The sequence below is a fragment of the Marinobacter sp. LA51 genome, assembly GCF_030297175.1.
Taxonomy (GTDB): domain Bacteria; phylum Pseudomonadota; class Gammaproteobacteria; order Pseudomonadales; family Oleiphilaceae; genus Marinobacter; species Marinobacter apostichopi.
The window spans coordinates 2,670,279-2,685,314 of sequence record NZ_AP028070.1; the positions used below are offsets into that span (position 1 = coordinate 2,670,279).

The 15,036-nt window shown below is 58.4% G+C and carries 16 protein-coding genes; 7 read left to right on the forward strand and 9 right to left on the reverse strand.

What is annotated here, in order from left to right:
- The first annotated feature begins 44 nt into the window (after positions 1–44).
- The gene (locus QUE89_RS12260; RefSeq protein ID WP_286220354.1) at positions 45–308 is read left to right on the forward strand and encodes a hypothetical protein; all 264 of its coding nucleotides are present in this window, start codon (positions 45–47) and stop codon (positions 306–308) included.
- 175 nt (positions 309–483) lie between these two features.
- On the forward strand, positions 484–1,119 hold the full coding sequence (locus tag QUE89_RS12265; RefSeq protein WP_286220355.1) for an endonuclease: 636 nt from the start codon (positions 484–486) through the stop codon (positions 1,117–1,119).
- Positions 1,120–1,228: 109 nt separating this feature from the next.
- Here QUE89_RS12265 and QUE89_RS12270 read toward each other — a convergent pair whose 3' ends face one another.
- From QUE89_RS12270 to bioB, 8 genes are all read right to left on the reverse strand, one after another.
- On the reverse strand, positions 1,229–3,025 hold the full coding sequence (locus QUE89_RS12270) for an acyl-CoA dehydrogenase C-terminal domain-containing protein (RefSeq protein WP_286220356.1): 1,797 nt from the start codon (positions 3,023–3,025) through the stop codon (positions 1,229–1,231).
- Positions 3,026–3,233: 208 nt separating this feature from the next.
- Positions 3,234–5,033, reverse strand: coding sequence for an acyl-CoA dehydrogenase C-terminal domain-containing protein (locus QUE89_RS12275; RefSeq protein ID WP_286220357.1), 1,800 nt, complete (start codon positions 5,031–5,033; stop codon positions 3,234–3,236).
- A 287-nt stretch (positions 5,034–5,320) separates the two neighbouring features.
- On the reverse strand, positions 5,321–5,977 hold the full coding sequence (locus tag QUE89_RS12280) for a putative metalloprotease CJM1_0395 family protein (protein ID WP_434784071.1): 657 nt from the start codon (positions 5,975–5,977) through the stop codon (positions 5,321–5,323).
- A 23-nt stretch (positions 5,978–6,000) separates the two neighbouring features.
- Positions 6,001–6,246, reverse strand: a complete 246-nt coding sequence (locus QUE89_RS12285; protein WP_286220358.1) for a flagellar biosynthesis protein FlgE — start codon at positions 6,244–6,246, stop codon at positions 6,001–6,003.
- Positions 6,247–6,297: 51 nt separating this feature from the next.
- On the reverse strand, positions 6,298–6,990 hold the full coding sequence (gene bioD, locus QUE89_RS12290) for a dethiobiotin synthase (RefSeq protein WP_286220359.1): 693 nt from the start codon (positions 6,988–6,990) through the stop codon (positions 6,298–6,300).
- A 47-nt stretch (positions 6,991–7,037) separates the two neighbouring features.
- Positions 7,038–7,880 carry a malonyl-ACP O-methyltransferase BioC gene (gene bioC / locus QUE89_RS12295; RefSeq protein WP_286220360.1) on the reverse strand — a complete coding sequence of 281 codons (843 nt, stop codon included), beginning with the start codon at positions 7,878–7,880 and terminating at the stop codon, positions 7,038–7,040.
- Positions 7,877–9,052: an 8-amino-7-oxononanoate synthase gene (gene bioF / locus QUE89_RS12300; protein ID WP_286220361.1), complete on the reverse strand. Its 1,176-nt coding sequence runs from the start codon at positions 9,050–9,052 to the stop codon at positions 7,877–7,879. Before bioF ends, bioC begins: the two co-directional genes overlap by 4 nt.
- Before the next feature lie 174 nt (positions 9,053–9,226).
- Complete coding sequence (gene bioB / locus QUE89_RS12305) at positions 9,227–10,297, reverse strand: biotin synthase BioB (RefSeq protein ID WP_286220362.1); 1,071 nt, start codon at positions 10,295–10,297, stop codon at positions 9,227–9,229.
- Positions 10,298–10,338: 41 nt separating this feature from the next.
- On the opposite strand from bioB, the gene QUE89_RS12310 reads away from it, so the two are divergent.
- Positions 10,339–11,082, forward strand: coding sequence for a ComF family protein (locus tag QUE89_RS12310; RefSeq protein ID WP_286220363.1), 744 nt, complete (start codon positions 10,339–10,341; stop codon positions 11,080–11,082).
- Here QUE89_RS12310 and QUE89_RS12315 read toward each other — a convergent pair.
- Positions 11,079–12,188, reverse strand: coding sequence for an NAD(P)/FAD-dependent oxidoreductase (locus QUE89_RS12315; protein ID WP_286220364.1), 1,110 nt, complete (start codon positions 12,186–12,188; stop codon positions 11,079–11,081). The two genes, QUE89_RS12310 and QUE89_RS12315, sit on opposite strands and share 4 nt — an antisense overlap.
- Positions 12,189–12,370: 182 nt before the next feature.
- Here QUE89_RS12315 and QUE89_RS12320 point away from each other — a divergent pair, with 182 nt between their 5' ends.
- The 4 genes from QUE89_RS12320 to cmoA are packed head-to-tail and all read left to right on the forward strand — an operon-like array spanning position 12,371 to position 15,008.
- On the forward strand, positions 12,371–12,793 hold the full coding sequence (locus QUE89_RS12320) for a hypothetical protein (RefSeq protein ID WP_286220365.1): 423 nt from the start codon (positions 12,371–12,373) through the stop codon (positions 12,791–12,793).
- Between the two features lie 9 nt (positions 12,794–12,802).
- Complete coding sequence (locus QUE89_RS12325) at positions 12,803–13,819, forward strand: serine/threonine protein kinase (RefSeq protein ID WP_286220366.1); 1,017 nt, start codon at positions 12,803–12,805, stop codon at positions 13,817–13,819.
- Between the two features lie 33 nt (positions 13,820–13,852).
- On the forward strand, positions 13,853–14,260 hold the full coding sequence (locus QUE89_RS12330; protein WP_286220367.1) for a PA3694 family proteiin: 408 nt from the start codon (positions 13,853–13,855) through the stop codon (positions 14,258–14,260).
- Entirely contained in the window at positions 14,253–15,008 is a 756-nt protein-coding gene (gene cmoA / locus QUE89_RS12335) for a carboxy-S-adenosyl-L-methionine synthase CmoA (protein ID WP_286220368.1), read from the forward strand. Before QUE89_RS12330 ends, cmoA begins: the two co-directional genes overlap by 8 nt.
- The last annotated feature ends 28 nt before the right edge of the window (positions 15,009–15,036 follow it).

Here is a 15,036-nt window from a genome sequence, read left to right on the forward strand (position 1 = left end):
GGCGCATCTTAAACAAATACCCGCAATTGAAGGAGGCGTTTGAGATGAACCTGCAAGAAGATCTGAAAAAACTCTCGGAAAAGATAAAACAGTATCGCGATGAGGCCCGTGTCCAGATGCACCTGGCCAAGGAAGACGTCAAGGATGAATGGGACGATCTCGAGCATGAGTGGGAACGGTTCCGTAACCGATTGGAGGAGGTGCTGCACGATAGCGAAGACGCATCCAAGGAAGCCCGCCAAACAGCTCAGAAGCTAGGGGAAGATCTGAAGAGCGGGTACCAGAACATTCGCAATAAGCTGAAGTGAAGCGTTAACTGGTTAACAAAATGCCACAAATAGCAAACAAAGAGCCGCATTCAGCTCTCGTCACTGTGCCATACTTCACAGTATAAGTGGTCAAAGCGTCATATTTTTGACCATCCGGGCAAAGGAGGCCCAACCAGTACAGACGCTTACCGACTCTGCGAGGCATCACAGGCGTATGAAACACTTCTCTCTGACACTCGTCACCCTGTCACTATTGCTGTCCGCTAGCCTGGTGATTGGTCAAAACACCCGTTTTAGCGATCCCGACACGGTCATCAAGAGTGAATTTTGGGGTAACCTTTACGCTGAGGGTGGCAACTCCTTTTTCTGCGACACCACATTTACCAGCAAGGGTTTCTTGCTAACCGATGGCTACATTTACCCGCTGGCCGACATTCGCAGTGCACTGGACTGCGGCACCTCCCGCTCATGCGAGAAAGACAATCGGTACCGACAGATTGCCTCAGATCTGCACAACATGGTTCCGGTTAAATCCCGGATCGAAATGCAGCGTCGTAATGTGCGCTACGAGGACCTCGGAGCGACAGTGAAGCCCAGCGACTGTGGCATTCGCGAAAGCGCAGGGTTCTTTGACCCCCCCAAGCGGGTCAAGGGTGACGTCGCACGCACAGTCGCCTACATGGTGGACACCTATGACCTGCCCTGGATTGGCGCCACCCCGATATTTCAGGACTGGAGCCGAAACGATCCACCGGATGACACCGAGTTGACGCGTCACCGCCGCGTTAGCGAAATCCAGGGTAATAAAAACCCTTTCGTGACTAACCCGGAACTCATCGAGCAGCTCTGAGTTAGCCAGGAAGAAGCCGCAAAAAGCGCGATACCCGTCGAAACAAAAAAGCAGGCCAGATGGCCTGCTTTTTTATGCTTTCTGTCCCAATATCACTAACCGCTGCAGATCAAAACTCTTCCGCAGTCAGTGCCATCATGGAATCGCTTCCACTGCGGATGCCTTCGGCGAGGGAAACTGTCTTCGGCAGCAGGCGATCGAAATAGAAGCGTGCAGTTTTCAGCTTTCCGGAGTAGAAACCGGAGCTGTCACCCTCAGCCTTTGGCGCAGCCGCCTTGACCATTCTCGCCCACATGTAGCCGAGTGCAGTCAGGCCGAACAGGTCGAGGTAATCCACAGACGCCGCACCAACGGCATCGGGGTTATCACCAGCCTGCTGGATCACGTGCTCAGTGACATCGGACAAACGCTCGAAAGCGGCTGCCAGAGGCTCAAGGAATGGACGCAAATTCTGATCAGCGCTGTTCTCTTCGATGAATGCGGCCACGTCCTGGGCAAACAGCTCATAAAGCTTGCCCTGGCTTCCAACCACTTTACGGCCCATCAGATCCAGCGCCTGAATACCATTGGTACCTTCGTAAATCTGGGTGATCCGGCAATCGCGAACCAGTTGTTCCTGTCCCCACTCGCGAATGAAGCCATGGCCGCCAAACACCTGCTGGCCCATGATGCAGGCATCCAAGCCACGGTCAGTGAGGAAGGCTTTGGCTACCGGCGTCAGCAATGCCACCATGCCTTCAGCGTGTTTGCGACGCTCTTCTTCTGCAGCGTCCGCATACTTGGAGATATCCAGCCATTGGGCAACATAAGTGGAGAATGCCCGTCCGCCCTCAACATAACCTTTCATGGTCAGCAGCATGCGGCGAACGTCCGGATGCACCAGAATCGGATCGGCTGCCTTTTCTGGCTGTTGAGCACCGGTAGGTGCGCGGCTCTGAATGCGGTCCAGCGCGTATTCCCGGGCACTCTGCAAAGAAGCTTCGGCGGCACCAATACCCTGAATGCCAACACCCAGGCGCTCGTAGTTCATCATGGTAAACATCGCCGCCAGACCCTTGTTTTCCTCGCCGACAAGCCAGCCCCTGGCGCCGTCGAAGTTCATCACGCAGGTGGCAGACCCCTTGATGCCCATCTTCTTCTCGAGGGAGCCACAGCTGAAGCTGTTGCGCTCTCCCAGGGAACCGTCGTCGTTCACCATGAACTTTGGCACCAGGAACAGGGAAATGCCCTTCGGCCCCTTGGGCGCATCCGGCAACTTGGCGAGTACCAGGTGAATAATATTCTCGGCCATGTCGTGCTCGCCCCAGGTAATGAAAATCTTGGTACCTGTGACGTTGAATGAGCCATCACTGTTCGGCTCGGCTTTGGTGCGAATAATACCCAGATCGGTACCGGCGTGAGGCTCAGTCAGGTCCATGGCACCGGACCAGACACCGGAGTACATATTCGGCAGATATTTTTCCTTGAGTTCCTGGCTACCGTGAGCATCCAGCGCCAGACACGCGCCGGCGGTCAGCATCGGGGCCAGGCCAAAGGCCATGTTGGCGCCCTGCATCATTTCCTCAAACTGGGCGACCAGTGTTTTGGGCATACCCATGCCGCCGAAGTCCGGGTTACCACCGAGACCGTTCCAGCCACCTTCCACAATGGTCTGGTAGGCTTCCTTGAAGCCCTCCGGCGCAGTGACTTCACCGTTATTCCACTTGCTGCCCTGCTCATCACCCTCACGGTTCAGGGGCGCCAGCACACCGCTAGTGATCTTGCCGGCCTCTTCCAGAATCGCGTCCGCGGTATCCGGGTCGACGTTTTCTGCAACCTTGGGCAGGGACGCCCACAGAGCGGGGGCATCGAAAACTTCGTTCAAAACAAAACGCATGTCACGTAGAGGTGCCTGGTAATCAGCCATCTATAACTCTCCAAAATCAGTCAGTCTGTCCAGGCGCTGCCGGCTGTTTAACTGGGCCCGGCACGCCTGTCTGGGCGGTATGTCCGCTCCAAATTCGTTTTTATGAGTGTCTATTCTACCTTAAAAGCGAACCTCAACTCATGAAAAAGCCCGCGTCCGTGGAGCGCGGGCTTTTTGTCCTCTCGGACTGTCCTTCGGTGCCCGCGCCTTACAGGGCGAAGGCTTCCTCAGGCATGTCCATCAGACTGTCGGCGCCGGCCAGCATGCTTTCTGCGTGAGCCTTGGAACGCGGCAGCATACGCTTGAAGTAGAAGCGTGCGGTCTGCACCTTGGCGGTGTAGAACATCTCTTCAGAGGTTCCATCTGCCATGGTGTCCAGTGCGACCTTGGCCATGCGGGCCCAGAGGTAGGCAAACACCGCGTAACCGGAATACATCAGGTAGTCCACAGACGCGGCACCTACTTCTTCACGGTTCTTCATGGCGGTCATGCCAACCTTCATGGTCAGGTCGCCCCACTCCTTGTTGATGGCCGCCAGCGGCTCAACAAATTCCTTCAACTGCTCGTTGTCGGCATTTTCCTTGCAGAAAACGTGTACCTGCTTGGTAAAGCCCTTCAGGGACTCACCCTGGGTCATCAGAACCTTACGGCCCAGCAAATCCAGCGCCTGAATGCCGGTGGTGCCTTCGTAGATCATGCCGATACGGGCATCACGTACGTTCTGTTCCATACCCCACTCGGAGATGAAGCCGTGGCCACCAAACACCTGCATGCCCAGGTTGGCGGATTCGTAGCCGATTTCGGTGAGGAAGGCCTTGGCGATCGGTGTCAGGAAGCCCAGGGCTTCGTCAGCGGCCTTACGCTCTTCTTCTGTTTTGCCGCTCTGAACGATATCAGCCTGCTGTGCAGTCAGGTAGATCAAGGCACGGGCGCCTTCGGCAACGGCTTTCTGAGTCAGCAGCATGCGGCGCACGTCCGGGTGCACGATGATCGGATCGGCAATGCCTTCCGGATTCTTCGGGCCGCTCAGGGAGCGCATGGCCAGGCGATCCTTGGCGTAGGCCAGGGAGCCCTGGAAGCCCAGCTCGGCAGCACCCAGACCCTGGAGAGCAGTACCGATACGGGCGGTGTTCATGAACGTAAACATGCAGTTCAGGCCACGGTTCTCAGGACCGATCAACCAGCCTTTCGCGCCGTCAAAGTTCATCACGCAGGTAGCGTTACCATGGATACCCATCTTGTGCTCGATGGAACCACAGGAAACGGCATTGCGCTCACCGGAAGAGCCGTCTTCGTTCGGCAGGTTCTTGGGCACGATGAACAGGGAAATACCCTTGGTGCCTTCCGGAGCGCCCGGCAGGCGCGCCAGAACGATGTGAACAATGTTCTCAGCCATGTCGTGCTCGCCAGCTGAGATAAAGATCTTGGTGCCGGTAATGGCGTAGGTGCCGTCGGCATTCGGCTCGGCCTTGGTGCGCAGAGTACCCAGATCGGAACCGCAGTGCGGCTCGGTCAGACACATGGTGCCAGTCCACTCGCCGCTAATCAGCTTGGTCAGGTAGGTCTGTTTCTGCTCTTCGGTACCGTGCTCTTCAATGGTGTTGGTCGCACCGTGGCTCAGGCCCGGGTACATACCGAAAGACCAGTTGGCGGTACCCACCATTTCGCTGATCACAATGCCCAGGGAACTCGGCAGGCCCTGGCCACCGTAGTTGGGATCGGCAGTCATGGACGGCCAGCCGCCTTCCACATACTGCTGGTAAGCTTCCTTGAAGCCTGTCGGCGTCTTCACGCCGTCTTCGCTCCAGGTACAGCCCTCTTGGTCACCGACCTGGTTCAGCGGAGACAGAACCTGCTCACAGAGCTTGGCACCTTCTCCGATAATGGCGTCCACCATATCCGGAGTGGCGTCTTCTGCGCCTTCCAGGTTGGTGTAGTGCTTCTCGCTGTCCAGCAGCTCGGTCATTACGAATTTGATGTCACGCAGGGGCGCTTTGTAGTCAGGCATGGAATCCACCTCGGTTTTCGGGCTTCGCTGAATCAGATTGTCAGCTTTCAGCCTCGGTTTTTTCTCAAACACCACAACGCACCGCGCTGCAGCCTTAATTAAACACTTGTTTGAAACATACGTTTAGAGGCACAGAATTGTCAATAGTCGATCTAAAAATTTGTGTTGCGATGCGTGACCGGAATGCGCGCTACAAGCGTGGTCCCGAAGAAATACAATAGGTTGCAGGCAGGGGCGCAACGCACCTGGAGCAAGAAAGAAGTCAGGATTAAAGAGAGGACTGCCCGTCAGGCAGCAACCGGACGAAAGCCTGGGCGCTGCTGCTCAGCGACATCAGTCATCGCAGAGACAGTTTGGTAGGCGCCGGTCGCCTGTTGAGCGGTGCGCGATTGTGGGTCGTCTTCACCGCCCTGCCCCGGCTTGAGCTTAGCGTTTTCGGTTTCTTCCTGTCCGGACATCACCTCAGACTGGGCTTTCAGCATCACCTGCATGGCTTCTGCAGCGACTGCCCGGTCCTGACCGGAGGGCTCCGCCGGCGCCATGGCCGCTGCGCGCACCACGCGCATTTTTTCAATGGTTGCCTGCGGATCGCCTGGAACCGAAGACACATCAATCGGCACCTCCCCGCCCACAGCGTACTGAGCACCGTCGGGACCGCGCTGGAAGGTATAGGAGATGGCACCCGCGTACTGACCGCCCACCGCCTGGTGCGCCGCTTCGTGGGCACGCACTTCGCGATCTCGGGCTTTAAGTTCAGTAAGCTGCTTGAGCTCTTCCGGGCTCAGCCCCTGCTCAGGCGTTGCGGAGTCACCGCTGGCACGGGCCTTGGGTTGGCCTTTACCAGAACTGCTATCCGTTCGGGAGGGTTCGGCTTCAGGCCGAGGCGAGACCTGACCGGTGACCGACGGGGAAAAGACTGGAAGATTTGGGGATATTGCGTTCAAGACTGGTACTCAGGCCGCGATATTCAAGCCATGATGTCCAAGAGGGTACCGAGCGTTTCGTCGGCCGCCTTCACGACCTGGGCCGAGGCCTCGACGCTGCGCTCGTATAAATTCAGGTCAATGATGGGCTCAACCAGACTACCGGCGCCTTCTGCAGTCCCTTGGGGACCGTCGACACCACCACGAGCAATTTTCCGGGCCGCATTGTCCATACCGACCATGCCGTCCTGGATACCCTGAATACCGATTGCAAGTGTATTACTGATCATAGCTACAGCTTCCACTGACCAATTATTGACTCAAGTTAGCCACATTCCTGGTCAATTTTCAATCAAATATTTGAGATCAAGATGCGATGCCAGGGCCACGGGATCCGGGTCTGCCAACCAGGGCAGCTCCCCCAGACACGGCGCGGCCATGTGCGAACGCAGGTAATCCAGCGTCTCATGCTCGCAACTCATCGTTTCGGCTTCTGCCCGATTGGCCACCCAGCCTGCCACGACAAGACCATCCGCCCGGATTGCCTCGGCAGTCAGCAGAGCATGGTTTATACACCCGAGCTTCAGACTAACCACCAGAATCACCGGCGTGCCCAGCTCGCGCGGCAATGACGCATAGGTTTCCCGCTCATTCAGCGGGACCCGCCAGCCACCCGCACCCTCGATCAGCATCAAGTCGGCCGAACGAAGCTGGAGCCCGCGGCAGAACCCGATCAAACGCTGCGCGGTGACGGCCTTGCCGGCCTGAGCCGCAGCCACATGGGGTGCAATCGCCGGCTTCAGGGCGACCGGATTGATTACCTCATAGGCCAATGATTCGGTCATGGCGCTCTGCAGGGCAAGGGCATCTTCATTGCGCAAGCCGTCCGGTGTTTCGTCACAGCCGGATGCAATCGGCTTCATTGCCAGGGTGCGCAGACCAGCAGCTCGAGCCGCCTCGAGAATTGCCGCCGACACCATGGTCTTGCCCACGCCTGTGTCAGTGCCAGTAACGAAAAAGGTTTTCTTGGCCATAACTTATGAAATTCCGAGGTTTATTGAAGAGGGAAGGTAAACAAAACTCAGGATGCCTGCCAATACACCCACGCCGCTTCATAACTGGCGACGGCTGTGCCATCGGATTGTTTGGGATAATTCCGGCACATAGTGCGGACGCGGCCAGGCGCGGTCAGGGTCTTGCGCCGATTTTCACTCTTGAAACCGGCACCCAGCAGGCGCAACTCAGCGGCAAGCGCCATCGGCGACGCATAGGGTAACGCTATGGTCCGGGTGTCCACACGGGCATCCGGTAAAAGAGCCTCAATCCGTTGCCGCAAATCAGATTCAGACTCAAACCGATTGATGTGCGGCTGGCCCGGATCAGCCACAGCCCAGGCCTGCTTGAGCTCAGTAAGGGTACCTTCCAGAAGCGTAGACAGCACCAACCGCCCGCCCGGTCTCAGTACCCGCCGACACTCGGCGAACACAGTGCGCGGATCATCACACCACTGCACCATCAGGTTACTGAACACCACATCAAAACTGTCGGACGGGAACGGCAGAGACTCTGCGTCAGCGACCAACCACTCAACTACCGGGCCAGACTGCTCACTGGCCTGCCCGATCATCCCGGGGGATAAGTCCACACCGGTTACCTGGCACGGCCAGCTCTGCGCGATCCTGCGGGTGAACCAACCGGTGCCGCAACCAAGATCCAGGATTCGCCGTGGCCGGAGATCATCCCCGGCGCGCTTCAGCGCACCCAACATCTCGTTACCCATAATCTGCTGCAACCGGGAGGCGCCGTCATAAGTTTTACTGGCACCACCGAACTGACTGGCAATAAGGGATTTGTCTGCAATCGAAGTCGCCAATGCTTCCGGCGCCCGATCCGACCCGGAGACACTGGTAACCACTGCGCTCACACCGCCACCCCGGGGCTGGGCAACAAGTGACGGCAGCTGGACAGGGCCTGCAACAAGCGGTTCAGGTCTGCCTCACTGTGTGCCGCGCTAAAGGTTACGCGCAGCCGAGCTTCACCCTCGGGCACCGTAGGTGGCCGAATGGCAGTTACCAGCAATCCCTGCTGCTCAAGAGCTTTGCTCAACTCAAGGGCAGTCCAGTTATCGCCCACCATAATGGGCTGAATCGGGGTCTCGGAAGGCATCAGCTGATAACCCATGGCCATCGCTTGCTGCCGAAAAACTGCGATTAATTTCTCGAGATGCCGGCGGCGCTCGTCGTCGCGTTCGATCAGGTCAATACTGGCAGAGGTCGCGGCGGCAATGGCCGGCGGCATGGCCGTGGTGTAGATATAGGTCCGGGCCTTCTGGACCAGATAATCCATCAACACCGAGGACCCCGCGACGAAGGCACCACTGGTGCCCACGGCTTTCCCCAGGGTGCCGATAAGCACTGGCACATCCTCTTCGGACAACCCCTGTGCAGCAATACTGCCGCGACCTTGGGGACCAAGCACACCGATGCCATGGGCATCATCGACCACTAACAAAGCATCGTGTGTCCGACATACCTGCGCAAGATCCTTCAACGGGGCGACATCGCCATCCATGCTGAACACGCCATCCGTTACAACCAACTTATGGCCAGAGGTTTGCGCCAGCATCGTTTCAAGGGCTCCGACATCACCATGAGCATAGCGCCGAACCCTTGCCCGACTCAGGATGCAGCCGTCGATAATCGAAGCGTGATTGAGCCGGTCGGAGAAGATGGTATCACCGCGCCCGGCCAAGGCTGAGATCACGCCCATGTTGGCCATATAGCCGGTGGAGAAAAACAACGCTGAGCTGCGGCCGGTGAACTCGGCAAGCCGCTCTTCCAGCTGATGATGGGCATCGTGATGACCGCAAATCAGGTGCGACGCGGCGCCACCGAGTCCGGTCTCGGGCAGCGCATCCCTGAGTGCATCGATATTCGCCGGGTGGTTGGCCAAGCCCAGGTAATCGTTACTGCAGAATGACAGCAGGGGTTTGCCGTCGGAGGTTAAAACCGGCTGCTGGGGGCCTGAGATCTGGCGACGGGTTCGGTAGAGCCCGGCCTGTTTTCGCTGTTCGAGTTCTAGAGCAAAGTCCCGCACGGCAACACCTGACGTTTAGCTCAAAGGCATGGGCGACGAGCGGGTACTGCTCCCCGGGATTGTTGAGGGCCAGGGATGGCCCGAATCAAGCGCACAGGGAGGTGCTTGTAGCGTATCCCGGGGAGCAGTACCCGCTTGTCGCTTCCCCAGGACTGATCAATTCGTGGCAGAGCGTTACGCAGATTCCCGCGTGGCGTCATAGAACATGTGGCGCGTAGCCTCATACTCCACCGCCTCAGTGATCGCCTCTTCCTCCTGCTCCTCGGAAGCGCACTGCTCCCGCTGCTCTGGACGAATACCAAGGCGACGGAACAGTTCCATGTCCGCGTCCGCTTCCGGATTGGCGGTGGTCAGCAGCTTCTCGCCATAGAAAATGGAGTTTGCGCCTGCCAGGAAACACAGTGCCTGCATCTGCTCGTTCATGTTTTCCCGACCCGCAGACAGGCGAACATGGGAAGCCGGCATCATGATGCGGGCCACCGCGATGATACGAACAAATTCGAACGGGTCCAGGTCTTCCACGTTTTCCATGGGGGTGCCCTTCACCTTCACCAGCATATTCACCGGCACACTCTCGGGGTGCTGCGGCAAATTCGCCAACTGAAGCAACAGGCCAACCCGGTCATCTTCGTCTTCACCCATACCCAGAATGCCGCCACAACACACCTTCATGCCCGCCTTGCGAACGTTATCCAGCGTGTCCAGACGATCTTTATAGGTACGGGTCGTGATGATGTGGCTGTAAAACTTCTCGGAGGTGTCCAGATTGTGGTTGTAGTAATCCAACCCGGCGTCCGCCAGCTCTTTCGCCTGACTCTCTTTCAGCATGCCCAGGGTCATACAGGTTTCCAGGCCCAGAGACTTCACCTGCTTAACCATATCGAGGACATAGGGCATGTCCTTTTTGGACGGGCTGCGCCAGGCTGCGCCCATGCAGAACCGCGAGGCGCCCTTGCCTTTCGCGGCCTTTGCTTCAGCAACAACCTTCTCGATTTCGAGCAACTTTTCCTTCTCGAGCCCGGTATTGTAGTGACCGCTTTGCGGGCAATACTTGCAATCCTCCGGGCAGGCACCGGTCTTGATCGACAGCAAAGTGCTGACCTGGACCTCGTTAGGATCAAAGTGTTCGCGATGTACACTCTGGGCACGGAACAGAAGATCGTTGAACGGAAGCTCGAACAGGTCGCGTGCTTCTTGCAGCGTCCAGTCGTGACGGATTGCCGTGGAGGGTGCTGTAGCGGTCATGGGTAAGTCCTGTTAACCTTTTCCGGTCTCTGGGTTTACGGATGAAACAGATGATAAAGGGCCTGAACTGGCTGTCAACCTTAATGGAACTAAAGGTTAACAGTGACAAAGCGGCAGGTGTGTGCGTGGCTTGCCTGCATCCCAATGCAATCAATGGCTTATGTGATGCCTGCCAGCGTGACCTTCCGGTTAACCATTGGTCGTGTAAGGCCTGCGCACTGCCACTGCCATGGGCGACCAATAACCAACTGTGCGGGCAGTGCCTGACCGATGCCCCACCATTTTCCCGTGCCGTTATCCCCTGGCGCTACCAGTTTCCGGTCGACAGCATGATTGGCCGCTACAAGTACAACCGCCAGCGCAAATTCGCCCGTCCCCTGATCGCCGGGCTCGGACAACAACTGGAAACTCAGCTTGCCGCCGGCCACCTGCCCCACCCCGATCTGTTGATACCCGCGCCCATGCACCCGCAACGCCGACGCAGTCGCGGCTTTAATCAGGCGCAGGAGATTGCAGAGGAACTTGGCAGCAGGCTCGGAGTGCCGGTTGCCAGCGGCCTGATCCGCCGAACACGGAAGGCGCCCAGCCAGCGGGAGCTTAACCGGGACGAGCGACTGAAAAACCTGCGTGGTCTTTTTCAGCTTCATGGGGAAGTGCCACTGCGCGTCGCCATCGTGGACGATGTGGTGACCACGGGCGCAACGGCTCGAACACTGGCAGCGTTACTGGCGCAGCACGGCGCCCGGGACATTCAGATCTGGGCGCTAGCCAGGACGCCTGGCTAGGCCAGCTTGGCGGCGACCAGGTCTGCGATAGCCAGACACGAGGTCAGGCCCGGGGATTCAATCCCGAACAGATTCACCACGCCGCCAACACCATGCTGTTCGGGACCATCAATCCTGAAATCCGCAAAGCCGCCGTCCGGACCGGCCAGCTTGGGTCGAATACCGGCATAGGCCGGCTGCAACCGTGTCTCGTCTAGACTGGGCCACCAGGCCTTGATGCCGCGAACGAAAGGCTCCAAACGGGACAAGCTGACACTGTAATCCTCCTCATCAACCCACTCCACATCCGGACCGAAACGCGCCTGGCCGGCCAAATCCAGGGTCAGATGAATACCCAGGCCTCCGGGTTCCGGTACCGGATAAATCAGGCTGTCGAAGGGCGGCCGCCCGCTATAACTGAAATACACACCACGAGCCAACCACTGGCGCGGTTTCTGGTCTTCGGGCAAACCTTGCCAACGCCCGGCCAGGCCCGGTGCTCCCAAGCCTGCGGCGTTAACCACGTTCTGCGCCTCAAGAGTACACGGCGCATCCCCCGCCACAGTCAGGCGGTGGCGACCCTGCTCGGTAGCCACCGCTTGCACCGGTGCCCGCAACACTAATTGTCCGCCGGCACGTTCCAGATCACCCAGCAAGGACAGCATCAGGGCGTGGCTGTCGACAATACCGGTCTCCGGCGACCACAGCCCGGCCACCGCCGTGAGTTCCGGGCAACGTGCGGCCAGCTCGGCCCCGCTCACCGGTTCCAGACTGACACCGTTTCTGGCCGCTCCTTGCCGAATATCGTCCAGCTTCGCCGCTTGCTGCTCAGACGTTGCAACAATCCACTTGCCGCATTTGCGATGCCCGACCGCCTGGCGCTCACAGTACTCATACAACTGCCGACGACCCTCGACACAGAGCTGCGCCTTCAGGCTGTTCTCGGGGTAATAGATACCAGCGTGAATCACCTCGCTGTTTCGGGACGACACGCCTTCGCCGAAATGGCTTCCCGATTCGAGCACGATCACCTCATGCCCCTTCCGAGCCAGTGCCCGGGCAACCGCAAGACCGACCACACCCGCACCAATCACAACCGTTTGCGCTTCGAGACACTCCTGCGACACCTGACACTTCTCCCGGGTTCAGTCAATGATTCGGGCAAGCATAACCGATTGCACCCTGCTCACCGAAACGGTCCCCGAAACAGTTGCCGAAATTGGCGCCCACAGGCCGGTCACTTTGCTTACGCAAGAAGCCATACAGGTTATACTGAGGCACAGTACAAAGCGGATGGAGCCCGGCGAATATGTCTGACAGGAAGCAGTTTGTTGTGGTGATGTTGGTGGCCGCCCTATTTGTAGGGTGGCTGGGCTGGCGCGGGTTCGAGATCATTAGCCTGAACGACCTACTGAAGAGCGATGACCGGATTGCCAGTTACCCTTATCAGCACCGGGTACTTCGAATCGAAGGCGATACCGCCATCATGAGTTCGTTGCACTCCCTTAACACATCAACGCAGCAAGCGCTGGCTGCGGTTTTTCCAGCCATGCGCAACCTGAATGACAGCCATCGGGGCTGGCGTAAAGCTGAACGTGAGCTCGCTCATATCCAGGCCCGAGCAGGTAACGTCATTCTGAACGCTTCCGGGATCAACCGGGTGCGCTGGGAGCTGGACGAAAACTGGTACCACCTGCAGGCAATGAAATCCAACTACGACACAGGTCTCTGACATTTCCCTATGATCCATGACTCCGCAACGGCCACATCAGCCCACCCCTACGATGCGCTGACACCCGATACCATTCTGGACGCCATGGAAGAGGCCGGATTTGCAGTCAGTGGACGACTGTTTGCATTGAACAGCTACGAGAACCGGGTTTACCAGATCGGTCTCGACGAAGGCGCCCCGGTGATCGCCAAATTCTACCGGCCCGGCCGCTGGTCCGAAGCGGCCATCCGGGAAGAGCACGCCATCACCCTGGAATACCTGGAAGCGGACATCCCAGTCGTCGCACCTCTGGTTATGCCCTCGGGAGACACTCTTGGTCAGCACGGCGAATTCCTGTTCGCGGTGTTTCCACAACGGGGCGGCCAGGCACCGGATGTCAGTGTGACGGACACCCTGTACCGACTCGGTCAATGGCTGGGCCAGATGCACAACGCGGGCGCCCGAAAGCCCTTTGAGCACCGCCCTGAAATCTCGCTGATCGACGGCATTGAACGTCACAACCAACTGCTGCTCGACGGCGGTTGGATTCCCGATGACCTTCGCCCGGCCTGGGACAGCCTGATTCCTGATCTGATCCGCGCCTGTGGTGCCCGAATTGACGAAGCTGGCCCAGTCGATACGCTGCGGCTGCACGGCGACTGCCACGCCGGCAACATCCTGTGTCGGGAAGAACAAATGCTGTTTGTCGACCTTGATGACTGTCGCACCGGGCCTGCCATTCAGGACATGTGGCTACTGCTGAACGGCGAGGATTCCGAGCGCGGCGCCCAGCTGGGCGAATTGCTGGAAGGCTATGAGATGTTCCGGGACTTCAATCGCCGTGAACGCCATCTGATAGAGCCCCTGCGCTGCTACCGCCAGATCAGCCACTGCGCCTGGCTGGCCAAACGCTGGGATGACCCGGCGTTTCCCCGCTTCTTCCCCTGGTTTGGCCAACCCAGATTCTGGTCAGACCAAGTGCTGTCACTCAGGGAACAACTCGCGGCCCTGCAATCGCCGTCGATTTCACTTCCCGGCCAGTACTGAACCTTTCATTTACACCACAGACATGAGGTTGGCATGAGCCAGAACGAGGCCCGTTACACCGTTCGCAGTTTAATCATCACGGCGGTCGTCGCCGTGATCGCCACGGTGCTGGTGCTGGAGAGTAGCGGCCGGATTGATCATTCCGACAATAAAGACCACGTACCGGTGGGTGATTTCCAGGCCATCAACATCAAACCGGAAGAGCCGTTCCGGATGTCTCCGAAGGCCTCCGAACTGCACGCCGTGTGTGAAAACGGTTTCCTGGCCATCGCCGCGGATGTCGATCCGTCGTTCCGGGGCATACTTGTTGACTACAAGAACCGCGGCGTACGGTGCAGCCGGCCAGCGCCCACCGCCGCGCCAGTGCCAGACTCCGACACGGCTCCTGCTACTCAGGACAACGCCGGCGCCGAACAGGGCAAGGTGAACGACGATGAGTAAACCAGGTCAGCCACCGAAGCAGGAAACCGACCGGCTGTTCGCCACCGAACGTCGCCCTGAGGATTTCCGGTTCGACGCCTCTGTCGCCCGGGTCTTCCCGGATATGATCCGGCGCTCAGTACCCGGCTACACCACCATCATCCCGATGATCGAGGTGATCACCGAGCAGTACGTTCAGGCGGGCTCTCACTGCTACGACCTGGGCTGTTCGCTGGGCGCCTCGACCCTGGCTATGCGCCACGGCATCTCTCATGCGGACTGCACCCTGGTCGGGGTCGACAACTCCGAGGCGATGATTGAGCGCTGTGAGCATTATATTGCGCTTGATGACAGTGAGTTGCCGGTAACACTGAGGTGCGAGGACATACTCGACACCGAGCTCAGCGACGCTTCCGTCACGACGCTCAACTTCACCCTGCAGTTTGTTCCACCGGACCAACGCACCGACCTGCTGACGCGCATCGCCCAGGCGACCCGCCCCGGTGGCGTGCTGATCCTGTCCGAGAAGATCGGCTTTGATTCCGACGAGGAACAGGACATCCAGACCCGCCTGCACCATGAATTTAAACGCGCGAACGGCTACTCCGATCTGGAGATCAGCCAGAAACGTTCGGCCATTGAGCAGGTGCTGATTCCTGAGACCCTGGCCGCCCACAAAAAACGGCTGCTGGCCGCCGGCTTCAATCAGGTGCTGGTCTGGTACCAGTGCTTTAATTTTGTGTCCATGCTCGCGATCAAGAGCCACTGACACCCATCAACCCGACTTCATCCAGAGA